The 17,528-nt window shown below is 63.9% G+C and carries 23 protein-coding genes; 14 read left to right on the top strand and 9 right to left on the bottom strand.

Annotation, left to right across the window (positions count from 1 at the left end; genetic code table 11):
• Positions 1–2: 2 nt before the first annotated feature.
• Positions 3–281, bottom strand: coding sequence for a hypothetical protein (locus tag AB7I51_RS00945; protein ID WP_428402528.1), 279 nt, complete (start codon positions 279–281; stop codon positions 3–5).
• Positions 282–442: 161 nt separating this feature from the next.
• Here AB7I51_RS00945 and AB7I51_RS00940 point away from each other — a divergent pair, with 161 nt between their 5' ends.
• Together AB7I51_RS00940 and AB7I51_RS00935 are read left to right on the top strand one after the other, a co-directional pair.
• Entirely contained in the window at positions 443–1,597 is a 1,155-nt protein-coding gene (locus AB7I51_RS00940) for a class I SAM-dependent methyltransferase (protein ID WP_428402529.1), read from the top strand.
• Positions 1,594–2,580 carry an alginate O-acetyltransferase AlgX-related protein gene (locus AB7I51_RS00935; RefSeq protein ID WP_428402530.1) on the top strand — a complete coding sequence of 329 codons (987 nt, stop codon included), beginning with the start codon at positions 1,594–1,596 and terminating at the stop codon, positions 2,578–2,580. The genes AB7I51_RS00940 and AB7I51_RS00935 overlap by 4 nt, the downstream gene beginning before the upstream one ends.
• On the opposite strand, the gene AB7I51_RS00930 is transcribed toward AB7I51_RS00935, so the two are convergent.
• Positions 2,556–2,882 (bottom strand): hypothetical protein, encoded by a 327-nt coding sequence (locus tag AB7I51_RS00930; RefSeq protein ID WP_428402531.1) that lies wholly within the window; start codon positions 2,880–2,882, stop codon positions 2,556–2,558. The two genes, AB7I51_RS00935 and AB7I51_RS00930, sit on opposite strands and share 25 nt — an antisense overlap.
• A 179-nt stretch (positions 2,883–3,061) precedes the next feature.
• On the bottom strand, positions 3,062–3,547 hold the full coding sequence (locus AB7I51_RS00925; protein WP_428402532.1) for a peroxiredoxin: 486 nt from the start codon (positions 3,545–3,547) through the stop codon (positions 3,062–3,064).
• A 171-nt stretch (positions 3,548–3,718) separates the two neighbouring features.
• On the opposite strand from AB7I51_RS00925, the gene AB7I51_RS00920 reads away from it, so the two are divergent.
• A complete protein-coding gene (locus AB7I51_RS00920) occupies positions 3,719–4,201 on the top strand; it encodes a hypothetical protein (RefSeq protein WP_428402533.1) in 483 nt (160 codons plus the stop codon).
• Between the two features lie 71 nt (positions 4,202–4,272).
• Here the strand turns inward: AB7I51_RS00920 and AB7I51_RS00915 are convergent, their stop codons facing one another.
• A complete protein-coding gene (locus AB7I51_RS00915) occupies positions 4,273–4,707 on the bottom strand; it encodes a GlcG/HbpS family heme-binding protein (protein WP_428402534.1) in 435 nt (144 codons plus the stop codon).
• A gap of 113 nt (positions 4,708–4,820) precedes the next feature.
• Positions 4,821–5,552: a thiol:disulfide interchange protein TlpA gene (gene tlpA, locus AB7I51_RS00910; protein ID WP_428402535.1), complete on the bottom strand. Its 732-nt coding sequence runs from the start codon at positions 5,550–5,552 to the stop codon at positions 4,821–4,823.
• A gap of 24 nt (positions 5,553–5,576) precedes the next feature.
• Between tlpA and argH the strand changes: the two genes are divergently transcribed.
• The 4 genes from argH to AB7I51_RS00890 all read left to right on the top strand — a co-directional run bounded on the left by argH (position 5,577) and on the right by AB7I51_RS00890 (position 9,428).
• Positions 5,577–6,959 (top strand): argininosuccinate lyase, encoded by a 1,383-nt coding sequence (gene argH / locus AB7I51_RS00905; protein WP_428402536.1) that lies wholly within the window; start codon positions 5,577–5,579, stop codon positions 6,957–6,959.
• Entirely contained in the window at positions 6,959–7,570 is a 612-nt protein-coding gene (locus tag AB7I51_RS00900) for a thiamine phosphate synthase (protein ID WP_428402537.1), read from the top strand. Before argH ends, AB7I51_RS00900 begins: the two co-directional genes overlap by 1 nt.
• A gap of 110 nt (positions 7,571–7,680) precedes the next feature.
• A complete protein-coding gene (locus AB7I51_RS00895; protein WP_428402538.1) occupies positions 7,681–8,559 on the top strand; it encodes a tetratricopeptide repeat protein in 879 nt (292 codons plus the stop codon).
• On the top strand, positions 8,556–9,428 hold the full coding sequence (locus AB7I51_RS00890; protein ID WP_428402539.1) for an alpha/beta hydrolase: 873 nt from the start codon (positions 8,556–8,558) through the stop codon (positions 9,426–9,428). Before AB7I51_RS00895 ends, AB7I51_RS00890 begins: the two co-directional genes overlap by 4 nt.
• 39 nt (positions 9,429–9,467) lie before the next feature.
• Here AB7I51_RS00890 and AB7I51_RS00885 read toward each other — a convergent pair whose 3' ends face one another.
• The 4 genes from AB7I51_RS00885 to AB7I51_RS00870 all read right to left on the bottom strand — a co-directional run bounded on the left by AB7I51_RS00885 (position 9,468) and on the right by AB7I51_RS00870 (position 12,433).
• The gene (locus AB7I51_RS00885; RefSeq protein ID WP_428402540.1) at positions 9,468–9,902 is read right to left on the bottom strand and encodes a DUF2023 family protein; all 435 of its coding nucleotides are present in this window, start codon (positions 9,900–9,902) and stop codon (positions 9,468–9,470) included.
• Positions 9,881–10,363 (bottom strand): flavodoxin FldA, encoded by a 483-nt coding sequence (gene fldA, locus AB7I51_RS00880; RefSeq protein ID WP_428402541.1) that lies wholly within the window; start codon positions 10,361–10,363, stop codon positions 9,881–9,883. The genes AB7I51_RS00885 and fldA overlap by 22 nt, the downstream gene beginning before the upstream one ends.
• A gap of 238 nt (positions 10,364–10,601) precedes the next feature.
• A complete protein-coding gene (locus tag AB7I51_RS00875; RefSeq protein ID WP_428402542.1) occupies positions 10,602–11,720 on the bottom strand; it encodes a M48 family metallopeptidase in 1,119 nt (372 codons plus the stop codon).
• A 152-nt stretch (positions 11,721–11,872) separates the two neighbouring features.
• Positions 11,873–12,433 (bottom strand): LemA family protein, encoded by a 561-nt coding sequence (locus AB7I51_RS00870; RefSeq protein ID WP_428402543.1) that lies wholly within the window; start codon positions 12,431–12,433, stop codon positions 11,873–11,875.
• Positions 12,434–12,627: 194 nt separating this feature from the next.
• Here AB7I51_RS00870 and AB7I51_RS00865 point away from each other — a divergent pair, with 194 nt between their 5' ends.
• The 7 genes from AB7I51_RS00865 to truA all read left to right on the top strand — a co-directional run bounded on the left by AB7I51_RS00865 (position 12,628) and on the right by truA (position 17,468).
• Positions 12,628–13,848, top strand: coding sequence for a M4 family metallopeptidase (locus AB7I51_RS00865; RefSeq protein WP_428402544.1), 1,221 nt, complete (start codon positions 12,628–12,630; stop codon positions 13,846–13,848).
• Between the two features lie 47 nt (positions 13,849–13,895).
• A complete protein-coding gene (locus AB7I51_RS00860; RefSeq protein WP_428402545.1) occupies positions 13,896–14,201 on the top strand; it encodes a protealysin inhibitor emfourin in 306 nt (101 codons plus the stop codon).
• Between the two features lie 93 nt (positions 14,202–14,294).
• On the top strand, positions 14,295–14,861 hold the full coding sequence (gene def, locus AB7I51_RS00855; protein WP_428402546.1) for a peptide deformylase: 567 nt from the start codon (positions 14,295–14,297) through the stop codon (positions 14,859–14,861).
• Between the two features lie 15 nt (positions 14,862–14,876).
• On the top strand, positions 14,877–15,803 hold the full coding sequence (gene fmt / locus AB7I51_RS00850) for a methionyl-tRNA formyltransferase (RefSeq protein WP_428402547.1): 927 nt from the start codon (positions 14,877–14,879) through the stop codon (positions 15,801–15,803).
• Between the two features lie 148 nt (positions 15,804–15,951).
• Complete coding sequence (locus tag AB7I51_RS00845; RefSeq protein ID WP_428402548.1) at positions 15,952–16,275, top strand: nucleotidyltransferase family protein; 324 nt, start codon at positions 15,952–15,954, stop codon at positions 16,273–16,275.
• Positions 16,272–16,667, top strand: coding sequence for a HEPN domain-containing protein (locus AB7I51_RS00840; RefSeq protein WP_428402549.1), 396 nt, complete (start codon positions 16,272–16,274; stop codon positions 16,665–16,667). Before AB7I51_RS00845 ends, AB7I51_RS00840 begins: the two co-directional genes overlap by 4 nt.
• 60 nt (positions 16,668–16,727) lie before the next feature.
• Positions 16,728–17,468, top strand: a complete 741-nt coding sequence (truA, locus tag AB7I51_RS00835; RefSeq protein ID WP_428402550.1) for a tRNA pseudouridine(38-40) synthase TruA — start codon at positions 16,728–16,730, stop codon at positions 17,466–17,468.
• Positions 17,469–17,528: the final 60 nt, after the last annotated feature.

The raw sequence follows: 17,528 nt of genomic DNA, 5'->3' as shown, positions 1-17,528 counted from the left end.
CTTCAGGCCGCAGACTCATCGCGCGCGTCGGCGCCGCGCAGTTCGACGCCGAACGGCTCGCCTCGTTGGATCGGGCCGGAGATCTGGCGTGCGATCGCGGCGATGACGTAGCGGCATCCGTCCGTTTCGATGGCGCGTCCGATAATGTCGGCGCCGTCGGCGCCCATCGCAAAGGGCGCGCGTATGGCGAGCATCTGGCGACCCCCGTAGCCGTACCGATAGAAGGTCTCGACGGTTATCGGCGCCTCTCCTCCTTGATCGCTCTGGTCGCTGGAATTCATGAATGGTTCCGAAACTGGGTTGATCGGAAGAACGCCGCCATCGCGCCGGCTGCGATTCGAGTCAATGCTCCCTGGCCGATCTTCCAATGCGTGTTTCCGCCCTCCGCCGCTTGTGGTAACAATTTGGCGGGCCGACTATTGAGTAGCATCTCGCCGTCTATATGAAAAATCCCTTCGAGTCGGTGGCGTTGCAAGAAACGCCGACGCCGCATACTTTCAATGAACAAGCCTATCTCGCCGTCAACCCCGATGTGGCCGAGTCGGTTCGCGCCGGCAAAATGAGATCGGGCTGGAGCCATTTCAAGAAATTCGGCCATATTGAGGGCCGCCGGCAGAAGGTCGCCGACGACGAGCCCGCGACGCCAGAGAATTTCGACGAGGCGCGCTATCTGGCGGTGAACGCGGACGTGCGGCAGGCGATCGAGCTTGGTCAATTCGCCTCGGGCCGCGCGCATTTCGATCAGCTCGGTTGCGCCCAGAGGCGCCGGCAGCGGCGCGCGAGCGGCATAACTGCCATACGCGCGCGAAAACTTGCCGCAGTGCGGCCGCTGCTGCTCGATCCCGATACGCCGCTATCGAATTCGGGCAAATTCATATTTGCCGATGGGGCGGCGCCTGGCGCGGACGCTGGCGATGATGACATGCCGATCAGCGAGAACGGCTATGACGACGAAACCGTCGGATTGATCGAAGGCCTCGCCGACGGCTTGATCCTCGACGTCGGCGCTGGCTACCGGCCCGTCTATTACAGCAATGTCGTGAATTTCGAGATGATGGATTATGCGACGACCGACGTCGTCGGCGCGGCGCATCGCCTGCCGTTCAAGGATGGGGCCTTCGACGGCGTCATCTCGATCGCCGTTCTGGAGCATGTGAAGGATCCGTTTCGCTGCGCGGCCGAAATCGCGCGCGTGCTCAAGCCGGGCGGATGGCTGAAATGCTGCGTGCCCTTTCTTCAACCTTTGCACGGCTATCCGCATCACTATTTCAACATGACGCATGAGGGACTGCGAACGCTTTTCGAAGGGCGGTTGACCATCGAACGGCAGGAGGTCACCAATCCCACGCACCCGGTCTGGGCGATCGCCTGGCAATTGCGATCCTGGGCGCAAGGTCTCCCGCCGCGCGCGCGCAAGCAGTTCCTGCGCACGCGCGTCGAAGATCTGATCGCCTATCCCGGCCCGCTGCTTGAAAAGCCTTGGGCGCGGGAATTGCCGCGCGAGAAGCTTTTCGAACTCGCCGCCGCGACGATACTTTATGCGCGCAAGCCCGCGCCCGGAGCCGAGGCCGAGCCGAACGCGAATTGTGCGCCGTGACCGAACTCATCATTCACGAAGGCCGCGATGGATGGCTGTTCCTCACCGGCGGATCGAATTTCGTCACGACGCTTTATGAACGTAACGGCGGGCATCTGCCGGACACAAACCTGCGCCGATGGCGCGACGCCATTCTCGAACGCAAGCGTCGTTGCGACGCGCTTGGCGTCGGCTACGCCCATCTCGTCGCGCCGGAAAAGCTGACGATCTACGGGCACAAGCAGGCCACGCCGCTCGTCAATGTCGATCTCGCGCGGGCGATCCGCCTGCAACAGCTCTTTCACGGCGACGCGCGCGCCGCCGGATGGGTCGATCTTGTCTGGCCGATGCGCGAGCGCCGCGATGAAGTCGAACTCTACTGGCGCAGCGACACCCATTGGACGCCGGAAGGCAGTCTGCTCGCCTATCGTCTTTTGTGCGACTCGCTTGAGCTGGCGCCGAACCAGGGATTGGCCCAGCGGCCTTGCAACACGCTTCACAAAATCATGGATCTCGGCGGCAAAGTCGATCCGCCGCGGTGGGAGGAAATTCGCGAAATCGACTGGATCGCCCACGCGCAACGAATCTACGCCAACGCCGTCGCGCGTATCCTCGAAAATCCGCTTCACGGCGGCGACATCCATGTTGGCGCGCATGTCGTCTACAGGAATGAAGAAGCGCCCAACAAAGTGCGAATTCTGCTTTTCGGCGATTCCTTCGCCGGCGTCGGACATGACCGTCTGACGGCGCAGCTCGCCGAAACGGCGAGCGAACTCATCTTTGTCTGGTCGGCCAATGTTGACTGGCGGCTCGTCGAGCGCGTGAAGCCCGATATCGTCATCACGCAGATCGCCGAGCGCTACATGGCGCTCGCGCCGAACGACCGGTTCAATCTGTGGCGCACCGAACTCAGCCAACTCATCAAGGCGCAACGTCGGGAAGCCGCGGCAAAGTGGCGGCGCGCTCGGGCCAGATGGGATCAGCGCGCCAAGAACGGACCATAGGTCTCGAGCGCCTCGCGCCAATCGTCGGGGTCGCGGATCAATTCCGCTAAGGCCTCGCCGCGGCGCGTCAGGCGACGAAACAGCCAGTCGCTTTCGCGATAGGCGCCGGGCCCTTCGATGAAATTCAGGCCGGCGAGCCTATCGAGACGCTCGATGATCTCTGACCGTGATATTTGCAGGAGCTGCGCCAACTCGCCGACGGCGAGGAAAATCGGCTCTGGAGGCGAGCGCTGAACGTTCTCCAGCGCCAGCAGAAGCGCTCTTAACGCTTCGACGTCGTCGCCGCGAACGCCTCGAGTCATCGGAAACGCCCGGCGACCGCAACAAAGCGAAAATCTGTACGCGCGTTCATGACGCGCGCTCCACGGCGCTTGAGGAGCGCATCGTCTCTGTGGTTCGGTCGCGAAAGGCAGGTTTGGCGAGCCTTATCGATGAATGTGGCGTTCGATCGGGCAAGACAGCGCCCTTTGCGATTGGATACCTATAATTTGGCAAGCGTCGCTTCGGCGGTCGAAACGGTGGCTTCGCCGGAATTTTCCTCGACATTGATCCATTTGACGACGCCGTCGTCAATCAGCGCCGAATAACGCTTGCCGCGCACGCCAAGCCCTGGCTCGGTGAGATCGAGCTCCAGTCCAAGAGCTTTGGCGAAGGTCGCCGAGCCGTCGGCGAGCGCCTCGATCTTGCCGCCGCCGCCTGATTCCTTCACCCAGGCGTCGAGCGCGAAAATATCATTGACCGCGGTGACCGCGACGGCGTCCACGCCCTTCGACTTGATTTCATCCGCCTTGGCGATGAACCCCGGCAGATGTTTCTTGTGGCAGGTCGGCGTATAGGCCCCGGGGACGCTAAAGAGCGCCACTCTGCGTCCCGCGAAATAATCCTTTGTGTTGACCGGCTCTGGTCCGTTCTTGCTCATGACGGTGAGCTTCACGTCGGGAAGTCGATCTCCAGCTTTGATGGTCATGCCCAATCTCGCTCTGGTAAAGGTGAGGCTCAGTCAAGATAGCGCAGTTCTCGCCCTTGTGTCGCGTCCGCCGGGCGACGCGCTTGCAACCGCACTTGTCGATGGCGCGGCGGCGAGTCAACATGCGCGCGCAGGGGTGGCGCGGACGATGCGTCTTTGGAGGGCGGACTGATGTCGGATTCTCAAAATGAGCACAACGGCAGGTCCCCGCCTGCCGCGTGGGTATGGAGTCAGTATCGCGGCGAACAACCCCATTCTCCCTCTCCGCCGGGGCTCGCGCGCGCGTCGAGGAGCGAGTCGCCGCCGAAGGACGCATCCGATGCTGATCGGCCGCCGCCACGACGCGGCGGCGCTGGCGGCGGGGCGATCGCCTTTCTGGTGGCGCTCGCCATTTTAACCCTCGCCGCCGCCTCATGGTGGCTCGCCGCCTCGCGTTCGCCGCCGCCGCCGGCTGCGCCCGACGCGCCGCCCGTAGAAGAAAGCGGAACGCCTCCCGACGCCGCGAATGCCGCGCCGCCGCCCGAAACCGAGGCCGCCCCGCCGACTGACCAAGGCGCCGCCCCGGCCGCAACGCCCGCCGAACCTGAGCAACAGCCGGGCGCGACCATGGAATCGGGCGAGAAGCGGAAAAAGTCGAAGAAGCGGCGTCACTAGATCAAGCTGCATTTGGGCGGAATCGCCCAAATGCAGCCAATGTGATCGATTCCAAAAGCTTAGAGCGCGGCTCAGGTGCGCCAAGGATGTTCGGGAAGGTCGCAGACGCCGAGCGTGTCGACGCCAGCCTGCGCGACGGCGTGATCGTTTTCGACTGCTGAACCGCTGACGCCGATGGCGCCGATCATGACGCCGTCGGCGTCGACGATCGGGAGGCCGCCCGGAAAGGTGATCAGCCCGTCATTCGAGTGCTCGATGCCGTAGAGCGGACCGCCGGGTTGCGACAGTTTGCCGATCTGACCGGTAGGCATGCCGAAGAAGACGGCGGTCTTGGCCTTTTTCATTGCGATGTCGATGCTGCCGACCCAAGCGTCGTCCATCCGCTCGAACGCCTTTAGAACGCCGCCGGAATCGACGACGGCGATGCACATCTGGGTTTTGAGTTCGATCGCCTTGCGGCGCGCCGCGTCAATCGCCTTGTGAGCCTGGTCGATCGATACATGCATTCGCCGATCTCCTTTCAGAAAAGAGCCGCTTCCGCTCTCGACGCTAAGCCGGCGCGCCCGCCCGTCGAGCGGACACAGACATGGCGATTAGACTGGGCCGCCAGACTTGGCGATTAGTTTTGGGTCGTCTCCACAGCGCGGGAGATCAGCGCCTTGGCGTCCGCGCTGTCCCAGGCGGCGGGACCGTTCATCAGCCCGATCTGGCACCCGTCGGGGCCGATCAGCATCGTGGTCGGCAGGCCCAGCGCTTTGCCGGACTGCTTCATCTCGAAGAAAATGTCAGCCTTGGGATCGCCGTAATAGGTCAGCGATTTGACGCCCGCTTCGGCGAGGAAAGCCTTCGGCCTCTCAAGACGCGTCGTATCGACGTTAATGGCGACGACTTCAAAATTGTTTCCCGTGAACGACTCTTGCAGCTTGTCGAGCGCGGGCATTTCTGCGCGGCAGGGGACGCACCAGGTCGCCCAAATATTGAGGAGCGTCGTCTTGCCCTTGAAGGCGCTGAGCTTGATTGGGGCGCCGTCCGGCCCCTTGAAGGCGTAGTCAGGGAGCTGTTGCGGCTTTGCGGCGATGTTCATTGCCGCAACCTCGCCCTTGGCGAGATCCTTTAGATCGGGAGCGATCTTGGCCGAGGCGGCGCAGGCGGGGTCGTCGCCGGTCGCGGGCGCCGCGGTTGGCTCAATCATTCCGCCCTGGCCCGCGCCTTCGTCGACTGCCGCTTCCGGCGGTTTCTTGCCGCCCATGCTGCCGATCACGTATAGAAACGCCACGCTCGCCGCTATCGTGATCAAGGCCGCCTTCACGACAAGCAGGAATGATCGCGGGGGGTGCGGCGGTTTCGACATCGGGCGCAGGCTCCGGGGCTAAAAATGAAGAGCAAGATATGGGGCGGGCGCTTCGAAAGCGCAACCGACAAGCTTCTGGAGGCGATCAATGTTTCGATCGACTTCGACAAGCGCCTCGGCCTGCAGGACGTCCGCGGCTCGCTCGCTCATGTCGCCATGCTCGCCGAAACCGGCATCGTTACGCGCGAGGATGCGGCGAAGATTATTGAAGGGCTGGAGCGAATCAAAGCGGACATCGAGAGCGAGCGGTTCGAATTTTCGCGCGCCCTCGAAGATATTCACATGAATGTCGAGTCACGGCTTGCAGAGCTGATCGGGCCGGCGGCGGGCCGCCTGCACACGGCGCGTTCGCGCAACGATCAGGTCGCGACCGATTTCCGCCTGTATATCCGCGATGAAATCGATGCGCTTGATCGTGAACTCGCCGATCTGCAACTCGCGCTCGCGAACCGCGCGTTGGAAGAGGCGGCGAGCGTGATGCCGGGCTTCACCCATCTCCAATCGGCGCAGCCGGTGACGCTCGGCCATCATCTTCTCGCCTATGTCGAAATGATCGCGCGCGACAGGGGACGTTTCCGCGACGCCCGCGCGCGGCTCAACGAATGTCCGCTCGGCGCGGCGGCGCTCGCCGGCACGAGTTTCCCGATCGACCGCGCGATGACGGCGCAAGCGCTCGGCTTCGACCGGCCGACCGCGAATTCGCTCGACAGCGTCTCCGATCGCGACTTCGTTCTGGAGACGCTAAGCGCAGCGGCGATCTGCGCCACTCATCTGTCGCGCTTTGCCGAAGAGCTCGTGCTGTGGACCACGCCGCAATTCGGCTTTATCGCGCTTTCCGACAAATTCACCACCGGCTCGTCGATCATGCCGCAAAAGCGCAACCCTGACGCCGCCGAACTCGCGCGCGGCAAATCGGGCCGCGTGATTGGCGCGCTCGTGGCGCTGCTTGTCGTCATGAAGGGACTGCCGCTCGCCTATTCGAAGGACATGCAGGAGGATAAGGAGGGCGCCTTCGACGCGCTCGACACGTTGTCGCTCTGCATCGCCGCCGTCGCCGGCATGGTCCGCGATATGCGCGTCGACCGCGCGCGGATGCAGGACGCGGCCGGCGCCGGCTACGCCACCGCGACCGATCTCGCCGACTGGCTGGTGCGGACGCTGTCGCTGCCGTTTCGCGAGGCGCATCACGTCACCGGCCGCATCGTGGCGCTCGCCGAAACGCGCGGCGTTGGGCTCGAAGAGTTGACGCTGGAGGAGCTGCGAACCGTCGAGCCCCGCATCAACGCCGAAGTGTTCGACGTGCTCGGAGTCGAGAAGTCGGCGCAGAGCCGCAGGAGCTTTGGAGGAACGGCGCCTGACAATGTGCGCGCCGCAGCGCAAGCCTGGCTCGACAGGCTGAAGGCCTGATGGACGACGTCGCGCCACGGCTTTCTCTCGCCACGCCGCCGCTCACGGAAGCGGCGGGTTTTGCGCCTGCGCTCAATGAAGCGCTCGCCGCTGGCGATATCGCGAGTCTGCTCATTCGTTTTGCGGGCGCGGACGACCGCGCGAATGAGACGATCGTTCGCGCGCTGGCGCCGGCGGCGCAGGAAAAGGATGTCGCCGTTCTTGTCGCGGCTTCCCCCAATGTCGCGCTGCGCGCCGGCGCCGACGGCGCGCATGTTTCCGGCTGCGGCGATGCGCTCGCCGAAGCGATCAAGAAACTCTCGCCGCGCTATATTGTCGGCGCCGGCGAAGTTGAAACGCGCGACGACGCCATGCGCGTGGGCGAAGCAGGCGCCGATTATGTGATGTTTTCGGATCGCGACACCGCCGCGCTGATCGAGCGCGTCGCCTGGTGGGCGGAGCTGTTCAACACGCCCTGCGTCGCCCGCGCCGCTACGCTCGCCGCCATCGCGCCGCTCGTTCAGGCTGGCGCCGACTTCATTCTGCTCGACGACGCCGTCTGGAGCGACGCGCGCGGTCCGGCGGCGGCTGTGGCTGAGGCGCAGGCGCGGCTCAACGGAGAAGGCAAATGACCGCAAGCCGTCCTCGCCCCACGGAAGGGAATGCGTCATTGCGAGGCGCGAAGCGCCGAAGCAATCCAGCAGCCGAACGGCGTGTGCTGGATTGCTTCGCTTTGCTTGCAATGACAGCGCTTGTCGCATGTTGCGTCTTCGTTCTCCCGCCCGCAGCCCGCGCCGCCAATGACGCGCCGCCGGCGCCAGATCTCGCCTTCGGCGCCTACCAGCGCGGCGATTATTCGGTCGCGATGAAGGAGGCGAAGAAGCGGATCGACGCCAACCCCAGGGACGCCGCGGCGCTGACGCTGATGGGGCAGCTTTATCTCGAAGGCGCCGGCGTGGCGCGTGATCTGTCTCTCGCGATGCAATGGTTCAAACGGGGCGCCGACGCCGGCGATGGGGAAGCGGCCTATCTCTATGGCGCAGCGGCGCTCAATGGCGCCGGCGCTCCGAAGAACCGCGCCGTCGCGCGCGCCTATCTCGAAAAGGCGGCGGCGCAGGATCGCCCTGCAGCTTTGCATCTTCTGGGAGAGCTTGCGCTCGAGAACGAGGGCGCGCCGTCAGACTTCGGAAAAGCAGCGGACTATTTCCGGCGCGCCGCAGAAATGGGAAACGCGGATTCGCTTTATGCGCTTGGCGTTCTCTACAAGACCGGCAGAGGCGTCGCCAAGGACGAGCGTGTCGCTGCTGACTGGTTCAAGCGGGGCGCCGAACTCGACTTCGCGCCGGCGATGGTCGAATTCGCGGTTTTGCAGTTCAATGGCGTCGGCGTGCCGCGCGACCGCGCCGCCGCGGCGCAATGGTTTCGCAAAGCGGCGGCGAAGGGCAACGCCGTGGCGCAAAACCGCCTCGCGCATATCCTCGCGCAAGGGCTCGGGGTAGAGGCCAATCTCGCCGAGGCGCGGGAGTGGCGCGACAAGTCGCGCGAAGCTGGCTTGAACGATCCTTCGCTCGACTATCTCTCGAACGCGTCCGATCCGCGCAAGCCCGCCGCGGACAAATGAGTGAGGTCGCGAGCGCGGCGACGCAGCGAACCGTCGCCTTCCTTCGCCGTTTCATCAAGCCGCATGTCCAGTCGCTGACGGCGCCGGCGCGCGTCCTGCAAGCGCTCCTTGAAAGATTGTCTCCCGAACGGCGCGCGCCCTTTGCGCCGCAAATTCCCGGCGATTGGCTCGAGGCTTCAGGCGGGGCAGTCGCAACGCTGTTCTATCTTCACGGCGGCGCCTTCCTGATTGGTTCGCCGCGACTCTTTCGCTATGCCGCCCGCGAATTCGCCCGCGCCGGCTTCGATGTCTTCACGCCGGCCTATCGACTTGCCCCCGAGCATGTCTTTCCCGCCGCGCTCGAAGATGTGTTGCGCGCTTACAAAACCTTCGCAGAGGCGCGGCCGGGGCCTTTCGTCATTGTCGGCGACTCCGCCGGCGGCGGCCTCGCGGTCTCGTTGATGCTGCGTATCCGCGATGAAGGTTTGCCGCCACCCGCTGCCGCGGCGCTGTCCTCGCCCTGGGTCGATCTCGCCGCGACCGGCGCCTCAATTCGCGAGAACGAAGCGCGCGACCCTTGGTTCACGCGCAAGGACATATTGCTCGGCGCGAGAGCCGCGCTTGGACGCGAGAGCGCAAGAAATCCGCTTGCGTCGCCGATCTACGCCGATCTTTCCGGCCTCCCGCCGATGCTCGTTCACGCTGGCGCCGACGAAGCGCTGCGGGACGACTCGACTCGACTCGTGGCGCGCGCACGGCAGGCGGGCGTGGACGCAAGTCTCGAAATGTGGCCCTGTGTGCCTCACGCCTGGCAGTTGATGAGCTTTCTTCCCGAAGCGCGCGAGTCGCGCGCGAAGGCGATCGAATTCCTGAAGGCGCGCCTCGTTTAAACGTCGGTGCATGCCGCGCGCTTGGCGCCGGCCATCGCCTTATTCGGCCGCCAGAGGCATTTCGTCCGGCATGCCCCGTCCGGAGCGCGTGAGAAAGCGATGGCACTGCTGTTCGCGGTCATAGCCGAGCAGCGTGCCGAGCATGAAGTCTTCCTCCGCGGCGAGCGCATTGAGCGGACGGGTGACGATGGCGCGCGCCACGGCGACGAAGGCGGGCCGGCCAAAGAAGAGATTGGCCTTGACCGGGCTGAGGTCCTGGACGAAGCGCGGGATGCCATGCGCATCCAGCCTGCCGAGCGCCAGCGCCAGCTCCGGTCGAGTGACGGTCATCAGAAACAGGCTGCGAACGCCTCTCCCATATTCGTAGATATTGTGGTGAATGAGCCGCAGCATCGGCGCGGTTTCGACGGATCGATAGGGCGCGGACGAGAGGGGCGGAACGCCGTCGCAGATCAAAGTAACTGGCTCAGCCATGCGGTCACTCTTTTTTCTGTCATGCCGGATTGGGTGTCTTGGTCGAGGGCGAGGCCCACGAACTTGCCGTCCCGCTCGGCGGTGGAGCCGACATAGTCGTAGCCGGCGGTTTCGGTGAAGCCGATTACCATTGCGCCGAGCGCCGACACTTCGTCGTAGAGGATGCCCGTCGCGTCCACGAAGGAGAGCGGATAGGTCTGTTGGTCGCCGGTGCCGAACAGGGCGACTTTCTTGCCCTTCAGATTGGCGCCGCGCAGCTTGTCGATGTTCTCTTCCCAATCCGTCTGCAGCGTGCCGTCGCCATAGGTCGGCGAACCGAGAATCAGCAGATGGCAATTCTCGAAGTCGTCCGTCGTCGCGTCCTTAATGTCGATCGACCGCCCCTGGCACTTTTTCGAAATTTTGGAAGCTACCCCCTTCGTCGCGCCGCCGTCGGAACCGAAGATAACCGTGATGCTCATGCCCGCGCCTCTTCCGCGAAATTTAGTCGACGAAATCGGCGGCTCGCGAGAAGTTCCTTACAGTTCTTCTATTGCTAAACGCCGCCAAGGACGCGCATAGCGTATCGCATGTTCAGCACTGGTAAAAATCATATGTTTTGGAATCCGTGTAATGATCCAGGCTGTATTCTGGATTTATTGTAATTACGAAGTGCAGTGTTAGTTTGGCGGAGACGAACGAAAGATTCCGGCGCGCCGATCAGCGCCTGGCGCTGCCCCATGGACCGCGGGGCGGCGACAGCGGCGCACGCCCGTCCTTGGGCAGGAAGGAGGCTCCGGCTTGGCGCGACGCGTCGATCGTTTCTGACGGCGCCTGTCCGAGTTCAACCGACGTATCCCGGCCGCCCGCGAATTCGATCAAGGCCGCGATGCGCGCGTCGACGCTTGGATGAGTCGCGAACCAGCCCGACCCCGGATGAAGCGCCGGCGATTCGATGAAGAAATACTGCATGCGCGACGGCATCGCCGGAATCGCCGCATGCGCCTCGATCTTACGCAGCGCCGAAATCATCGCGTCGGGGTTTTTGGTCAGTTCGGCGCTGCCGGCGTCGGCGAGGTATTCGCGCGAACGCGACAGCGCGAAGCGGATCAGCACCGAGGCGCCCCAGCTCAGCGCGATGATGACAAGCGCGAGGAGAATGGCGAGCGCGGCGCCGCCGTTTCCTCGTCGTCCATTGTCGCGCTCTGGACGATGCGGCGAGAAGCCGAACGGGAAATCCCAGCGGCGAATCGTCAGATCGGCGACGAAGGCGAAAATGCCGGCGAAAATCACCGCGATCACGAGAAGCTGGGCGTCGCGGTTGCGAATGTGGGTCAGTTCATGCGCGAGCACCGCTTCCAGTTCGGCGTCGGTCAGCTCGCGCGTCAGGCCGCGGGTCACAGCGATCTTATATTGTCCCTCTTTCAGCCCCGAGGCGTAAGCGTTGAGCGCGTCGCTCTCGATGATCTGCAGCGCCGGGATCGGCACGCCGCGCGAGATGCACAGGTTTTCGAGCAGATTATAAATTCGCGGCGACTCGGCGCGAGATAGATTCGCGGCGCCGGTGGCGAAGTCGATCATCTTCTGGTGGAAGAGATAGGCGATGGCGAACCAGACGCCGGCCGCGATGACGCCGATCGGCCAGCCGCGCTTCAAATCGTCGACGGCGAGCATGAAAATGTAGCGGAACGGCGCGCCGGGATGAACGCTCATCGCTTCGACGATGAGCGCGAAGGAGAACATCAGCGCCAGCAGCAGGACGACGAAGCCGGCGAGCAAAAAGGCCGAGCGCAGCTCATTGGCGCGAATGTAGGAGTAAAGGCCGTAGGCTTTGAACATTGTCTTTTCCGCCAAAATCGTCGCTGTCATCCCCGACGCGCGAGAAGCGCGCGATCGGGAATCAAGCAAGCGCTTGAACTGGGTTCCGCTGAATCTGTAATCCCGATCGAGCCCGCGGCCATCGGGAATGAGAGTCAGCCATTCGCGCGCGCCTAAAACTCCACCTTCGGGGCGGTTTCGATCGCGCGCTGCTGGGTCTCGTCGAGTTCGAAATAGTCGAGCGGCTCGAAGCCGAAGCGCTGCGCGATGAGGAAGCCAGGAAAGCCTTCCCGCGTGGCGTTGTATTCGGCGACGGTGTTGTTGAGGAACCGCCGCGCCGCGGAAATCTTGTTCTCAATGTCCGACAATTCGCTCTGCAGCTGCTGGAAGTTCTGATTGGCCTTCAGATCGGGGTAGGATTCTGAGAGCGCGATCAGCCGCGAGAGCGCTCCGGTCAACACGCCTTCGGCGGCGCCCTGCTGCGCCGGACCCTGCGCCGACACGGCGGCGTTGCGCGCCTTGACCACGTCTTCGAGGGTGCTTTTCTCATGGGTGGCGTAGCCCTTCACCGTCTCGACGAGATTGGGCACGAGGTCGTGGCGCTGCTTGAGCTGCACATTGACGTCGGAGAAGGCCTGTTTGCTGCGCTGGCGCAGCGACACAAGGCCGTTGTAAACGCCGACCAGCCAGAAGCCGACGGCGGCAATGAGCCCCAGAAATATCAGCAAAGCCATGGCGCGCGCTCCCAGTGGCGCGCCGCCTCCGCGCGGCGGCGATCGCTTTTTGCGCCTGCATGTTATCCGCCTTTGGCGGCCTAGGCAAAGATGCGGTTTGGACGATCGCGAAACCTTTTTATGCTGACCGCGTTGTTCTATCGCGTTCGTTGGGCGCTGCGGCGGCGGAGCGTTTTTACAGAGGAGTTATTTCTATGCGTTGTTCCTGCATCAACTGCATCGTTCCGCCACATATTCTTTTGCGGCTTGTCGAGAGCGACAAAAAGGAGTTGCGCCAGATCGCCATGCGCACCCTGCTGACGACAACCCGTTTGCGCGGCCAGAGATCGATTCGCGCGAATCTGACGCTTTCAAACATGGGCGCAGCGCAGCGCACGGTTTATGATTGCCGCAATTCGACCAATCTGTCCGGAGCGCGAGTCGCGCGCACCGAGGAAGGGCAGGCGTCATCCGACGCAGCCGTTAACCGAGTGTTCGACGGTCTCGGCGCGACGCGCGATTTCTATAAAGAGGTCTACAGACGAGACTCGATTGACGGCCGAGGCATGCGACTTAATGGCTTCGTCCATTACGACCGGGACTACAACAATGCGTTCTGGGATGGGAGCGAGATGGTCTTCGGCGACGGCGACGGCATGCTGTTCAGCGATTTCACCGGCTCGCTCGACGTGATCGGCCATGAGCTGACCCATGGCGTCACCGAGACCAGCGCCGGGCTGGTCTATCACCGGCAGTCCGGCGCGCTGAATGAGTCGGTCTCCGACGTGTTCGGCTCGCTCGTGAAGCAATGGAGCTTGAATCAGTCCGCCGAGGACGCCGACTGGCTGATCGGCGCCGACATTTTTACGCCGGCGATCGCCGGCGACGCGCTCCGCTCGCTCAAGAATCCGGGGAGCGCCTATGACAACGACATATTCGGAAAGGATCCTCAGCCCGACCACATGAGCCGATATGACGACCTGCCAGATACGGAAGAAGGCGACTTCGGCGGCGTTCACATCAACTCGGGCATTCCCAACAAGGCCTTTTACATCGTCGCGACAGAGATCGGCGGCTACGCCTGGGAAGCGCCCGGGCACATCTGGTATGAATCGCTGAAGGCGTCGAGCCCGACGACCGACTTCAGAGGCTTCGCCGAACTGACCTTCATGATGGCGGACCGTCTCTACGGGGCAGGGAGCCGGGAACAGCAGGCGGTTGCTTCCGCTTGGCAGGAAGTCGGGGTTCGCGTCCCTCCGGTCGTTGCGCGCATGGAGACCCCGCCACGGGCGCGTCGGGGCAACGGCCAGGCGCAACGCGAGGAGGATTCGCTCGCCGCGCTTTCGCGGCAGGTCGCGGCGCTCGCGGAACAGGTGTCGGCGCTCTCTCGGGAGGTGAACAGCGCCAAGCCGCGGCGCGTTTCGACGCGCAATTGAACCGGGCGCCGTCGGCGGCGCGCTGACGCGATTTTCGCGGGAGAACGATGATCGTTTCCTTGTCCAAGCATGGCGGTCTGGCGGCGGGCATACGCCTGCGGCAGCCGCCCCTCGTGGTTGACGCGAAGGCGCTGCCGCCGGAAGCGGCGCGCGATCTCGGCAAAATGATCGACGCCGCGGTCAAGGCGGGCGAGCCTCCCTCGCCCGCCGAGCCGCATCCCGACAGCATGTCCTATACAATCACGGTCGAGCGGGGAGGGACCACTGTCACGCTCAAGGCGCGAAATTCAGCGATGAGCTCCCCTTTCCGCGAGTTGCGCGACTGGATAGAAAGGCACGGCCGTCGTAACTAGGCGAAGGCCTCCCGATTGCGTTTGACGCACGCTCCAAGCGCGCCTATCTCTTGGAAACGCACTCGGAAACGCAAAGAGCCACGGCGAACATTAATGGCCATTCTGCCGATCATCACGCTTCCGGACCCGCTGCTGCGAAAGGTCTCTGAGCCGGTCGACCGGGTTGACGACGAGGTGCGGCGTCTGCTCGACGACATGCTGGCGACGATGTACGAGGCGCCGGGCATCGGCCTGGCCGCGATCCAGGTCGCCGTCGCCAAGCGCATCGTTGTCGTCGATATCGGCAAGACCGAGGAGACGCGATCGCCGCTTTTCTTGATCAACCCGGAAATCATCTGGGCGTCGGAGGAGCTGCGCGTCTATCAGGAGGGCTGCCTCTCGGTGCCCGACTATTACGAGGACGTGAAGCGGCCGACGCGGGTGCGCGTGCGCCATCTTGACCGGGACGGCGCGGCCCAGGAATTCGACGCGGACGGCCTGCTAGCCACCGTGGTGCAACATGAGCTCGAGCATCTCGAAGGCGGTCTCTTCATCGACCATCTGTCGCGCTTAAAGCGCGAGCGGGTGGTCAAGAAGTTCAACAAGGCGGCGCGCTTTGACGAAATCGCCGCCGAGCGTCGCGCCGCCGCCGAGCGTCAGTCGGAACAAGCCGGGGCCTGACGATTGCGCAACGGCATGCGCGTCGTCTTCATGGGCACGCCTGAATTCGCCGCCCGCCTGCTCACCGAAATCGTCTCGCGGGGCCATGAGGTCGCGGCGGTCTATACGCAGCCGCCGCGTCCTGCCGGCCGCGGCATGGGCGAGAAGAAGTCCGCCGTGCATCTTATGGCGGAGAGTCTTAAGCTTCCTGTCCGCACGCCGAAAAGCCTGAAGACCGCCGAGGCGCAGGCGGAATTTGCGGCGCTCGACGCCGATGTCGCGGTCGTCGCCGCCTATGGCCTGCTGCTCCCCCAGCCGATCCTTGATGCGCCGCGATATGGCTGCCTCAATCTGCATGGCTCACTGCTGCCCCGCTGGCGCGGCGCCGCGCCGATCCAGCGCGCCATCATGGCGGGCGACGCCGAGAGCGGCGTTATGGTGATGAAGATGGAGGCCGGTCTCGACACCGGCCCCGTTGCTTTGACGGCAAAGACCCCGATCGACCCCGAGATGACGGCGGGCGAATTGCACGACCGTCTCGCCGAGCTCGGCGCGCCGCTGATGGGCGAGGCGCTCGACCTGCTCGCGAAGGGCGAATTGCGTTACGCGCCGCAGTCCGAAGAGGGCGCCTGCTATGCGCAAAAGATAGAAAAGGGCGAGGCGCGGATCGATTGGCGCCGTCCGGCGCAGGAGCTCCACAATCTCGTGCGCGGCCTCTCGCCCTTTCCGGGGGCGTTTTTCGAAACCGATCTCGGCCATGGCGTGGAACGCGTGAAAGTTTTGCGCACGCATGTCGAAGCAGGAGAGGGGACGCCGGGCGCCGCCCTCGACGATGAGGGCCTCATCGCCTGCGGCGCGGGCGCGCTGCGGCTGTTGCGCGTCCAGCGCGCCGGCAAGGGCGAGATGGATTTTGGCGAATTCGCGCGCGGCCGCCGACTGACGAAGGGCGTGGCGTTGGCATGAGTTTGATGCTCGACTTGCGCGCGTCACGCTCCCGTCGACGGGCTCGCCCGCATAAGGGGACGCCCGTCCGCCTTCGGCGCCCCGGATCGCGAGAGATTTCAGCTCGAATAGAGTGTGAAATTCATCGTGAATGTGTCATGTTTTCAGTATGACGAAACCGCCCGCTCCCGATCCGATCCTGGCGCGCTTCCGATCCGCGCTCGCGCAGGCCTATGGCGAGCGGTTGCAGCGCGCTGTCTTGTTCGGCTCGCGGGCGCGAGGCGACTCTCAGCCTGATTCTGATTACGACGTCGCGGTTTTCTTACGAGAGCCAGAGAGCTTCTGGCAAGAAAGCGGACGTCTCGCCGAGATTGAGACCGACATTCTTTACGACACTGGAGCGGTGATCAACGCACTGCCCTTTTCCGCCGGAGCCTATGGCGCGCGTACCCCGCTCATGCATGAGATTCGGCGCGACGGCCTCGATCTGTGACGCAGCCTGAAACAGTCGCCTATCTCGCCAAAGCGCAACAGGCTTTGAAGGAAGCGCGCATCGTCGCCGCCAACCATCTCGCCGAGGCTGCTGGGCGAGCAGCCTATCTCGCCGCCTACCATGCTGCGCAGGCGCTTATTTTTGAACGCAGCGGAAAGGCTGCAAAAAGTCACAATGGCGTCCGCAGCGAATTCGCGCGCCTCGCGAGGGATGAACCGCGCATCGATAGGCAGTTCGTTACTTTTTTGGCGCGCGCATACAATCTCAAGGCCACGGCCGATTACGCCATTGGCGCCGACGGGCGCATCAGCCTTTCTGAAGCGGCACAGGCGATCGAAAGCGCGGCGGAATTCGTCGACGGCGTTTCTCGAGTGCTATCGTCGGAAAATTGAAGTGAACCCGCATTCCGTCGATGAGACTCCGCGAATTCGATACAGCTTCCGACAGCGTAAATGCCCCGCTTTGCACTGACGATTGAATATGACGGCGCGCCTTTCGTCGGCTGGCAGCGGCAGGCGAATGGGATTTCCGTCCAGCAACGGCTCGAAGAGGCCGTCGCCGCGATCAACGGCGGCGCGCGCGCAATCGTGCAGGGGGCGGGCCGCACCGACGCCGGCGTTCACGCGCTCGGACAGGTGGCGCATGTCGATCTCTCCCGCGACTGGCGCGCCGATCGGCTGCGCGACGCGATCAACGCGCATCTGAAGCCCGATCCGATCGCAGTGCTGTCCGTGCGCGCGGTCGGCGATGATTTCGAAGCGCGCTTTTCGGCGATTGGCCGCCACTATCTCTATGTCATCGAAAATCGCCGCGCCCCGCTGGCGCTCGGCCTCGGCCGCGCCTGGCATGTCAAGCGGCCGCTCGACGCGCAAGCGATGCATGATGCGGCGCAGTCGCTTGTCGGCCGCCACGACTTCACCACCTTTCGCGCCGCCGAATGCCAGGCGAATTCGCCGTTGCGCACGCTGGAACGTCTAGACGTGCGTCGCGACGGCGAACGCATCGAGATCGTCGCTTCGGCGCGCTCCTTCCTGCATCATCAGGTGCGCTCGATGGTCGGGTCGCTGGAGCATGTCGGCAGCGGCAAGTGGCGCATCGAGGATCTGGCGCTGGCGCTTCACGCGAAAGACCGTGCGCGCTGCGGACAGGTCGCGCCGCCGCACGGTCTCTACCTTGTCGCTGTCGATTATTAGCGAGCGCCGCCGCCCCTCACCGCTTGTCGTCCGTTCCCGCAGCGCCGTCGGGCGAGAGCT

It is taken from the genome of Methylocystis sp., from assembly GCF_050246715.1.
Taxonomy (GTDB): Bacteria; Pseudomonadota; Alphaproteobacteria; order Rhizobiales; family Beijerinckiaceae; genus Methylocystis.
The sequence above is the reverse complement of the archived record's forward strand: the minus strand, read 5'-3'. Positions and strand labels throughout refer to the sequence as shown.

Excerpts from the sequence above, each read along its gene's own strand:
- AB7I51_RS00945 (WP_428402528.1), bottom strand. The coding sequence starts at position 281 with ATGAATTCCAGCGACCAGAGCGATCAAGGAGGAGAGGCGCCGATAACC.
- AB7I51_RS00940 (WP_428402529.1), top strand. The coding sequence starts at position 443 with ATGAAAAATCCCTTCGAGTCGGTGGCGTTGCAAGAAACGCCGACGCCG.
- AB7I51_RS00930 (WP_428402531.1), bottom strand. The coding sequence starts at position 2,882 with ATGACTCGAGGCGTTCGCGGCGACGACGTCGAAGCGTTAAGAGCGCTT.
- AB7I51_RS00925 (WP_428402532.1), bottom strand. The coding sequence starts at position 3,547 with ATGACCATCAAAGCTGGAGATCGACTTCCCGACGTGAAGCTCACCGTC.
- AB7I51_RS00920 (WP_428402533.1), top strand. The coding sequence starts at position 3,719 with ATGTCGGATTCTCAAAATGAGCACAACGGCAGGTCCCCGCCTGCCGCG.
- AB7I51_RS00915 (WP_428402534.1), bottom strand. The coding sequence starts at position 4,707 with ATGCATGTATCGATCGACCAGGCTCACAAGGCGATTGACGCGGCGCGC.
- tlpA (WP_428402535.1), bottom strand. The coding sequence starts at position 5,552 with ATGTCGAAACCGCCGCACCCCCCGCGATCATTCCTGCTTGTCGTGAAG.
- argH (WP_428402536.1), top strand. The coding sequence starts at position 5,577 with ATGAAGAGCAAGATATGGGGCGGGCGCTTCGAAAGCGCAACCGACAAG.
- AB7I51_RS00900 (WP_428402537.1), top strand. The coding sequence starts at position 6,959 with ATGGACGACGTCGCGCCACGGCTTTCTCTCGCCACGCCGCCGCTCACG.
- AB7I51_RS00895 (WP_428402538.1), top strand. The coding sequence starts at position 7,681 with ATGACAGCGCTTGTCGCATGTTGCGTCTTCGTTCTCCCGCCCGCAGCC.
- AB7I51_RS00890 (WP_428402539.1), top strand. The coding sequence starts at position 8,556 with ATGAGTGAGGTCGCGAGCGCGGCGACGCAGCGAACCGTCGCCTTCCTT.
- AB7I51_RS00885 (WP_428402540.1), bottom strand. The coding sequence starts at position 9,902 with ATGGCTGAGCCAGTTACTTTGATCTGCGACGGCGTTCCGCCCCTCTCG.
- fldA (WP_428402541.1), bottom strand. The coding sequence starts at position 10,363 with ATGAGCATCACGGTTATCTTCGGTTCCGACGGCGGCGCGACGAAGGGG.
- AB7I51_RS00875 (WP_428402542.1), bottom strand. The coding sequence starts at position 11,720 with ATGTTCAAAGCCTACGGCCTTTACTCCTACATTCGCGCCAATGAGCTG.
- AB7I51_RS00870 (WP_428402543.1), bottom strand. The coding sequence starts at position 12,433 with ATGGCTTTGCTGATATTTCTGGGGCTCATTGCCGCCGTCGGCTTCTGG.
- AB7I51_RS00865 (WP_428402544.1), top strand. The coding sequence starts at position 12,628 with ATGCGTTGTTCCTGCATCAACTGCATCGTTCCGCCACATATTCTTTTG.
- AB7I51_RS00860 (WP_428402545.1), top strand. The coding sequence starts at position 13,896 with ATGATCGTTTCCTTGTCCAAGCATGGCGGTCTGGCGGCGGGCATACGC.
- def (WP_428402546.1), top strand. The coding sequence starts at position 14,295 with ATGGCCATTCTGCCGATCATCACGCTTCCGGACCCGCTGCTGCGAAAG.
- fmt (WP_428402547.1), top strand. The coding sequence starts at position 14,877 with ATGCGCGTCGTCTTCATGGGCACGCCTGAATTCGCCGCCCGCCTGCTC.
- AB7I51_RS00845 (WP_428402548.1), top strand. The coding sequence starts at position 15,952 with ATGACGAAACCGCCCGCTCCCGATCCGATCCTGGCGCGCTTCCGATCC.
- truA (WP_428402550.1), top strand. The coding sequence starts at position 16,728 with ATGCCCCGCTTTGCACTGACGATTGAATATGACGGCGCGCCTTTCGTC.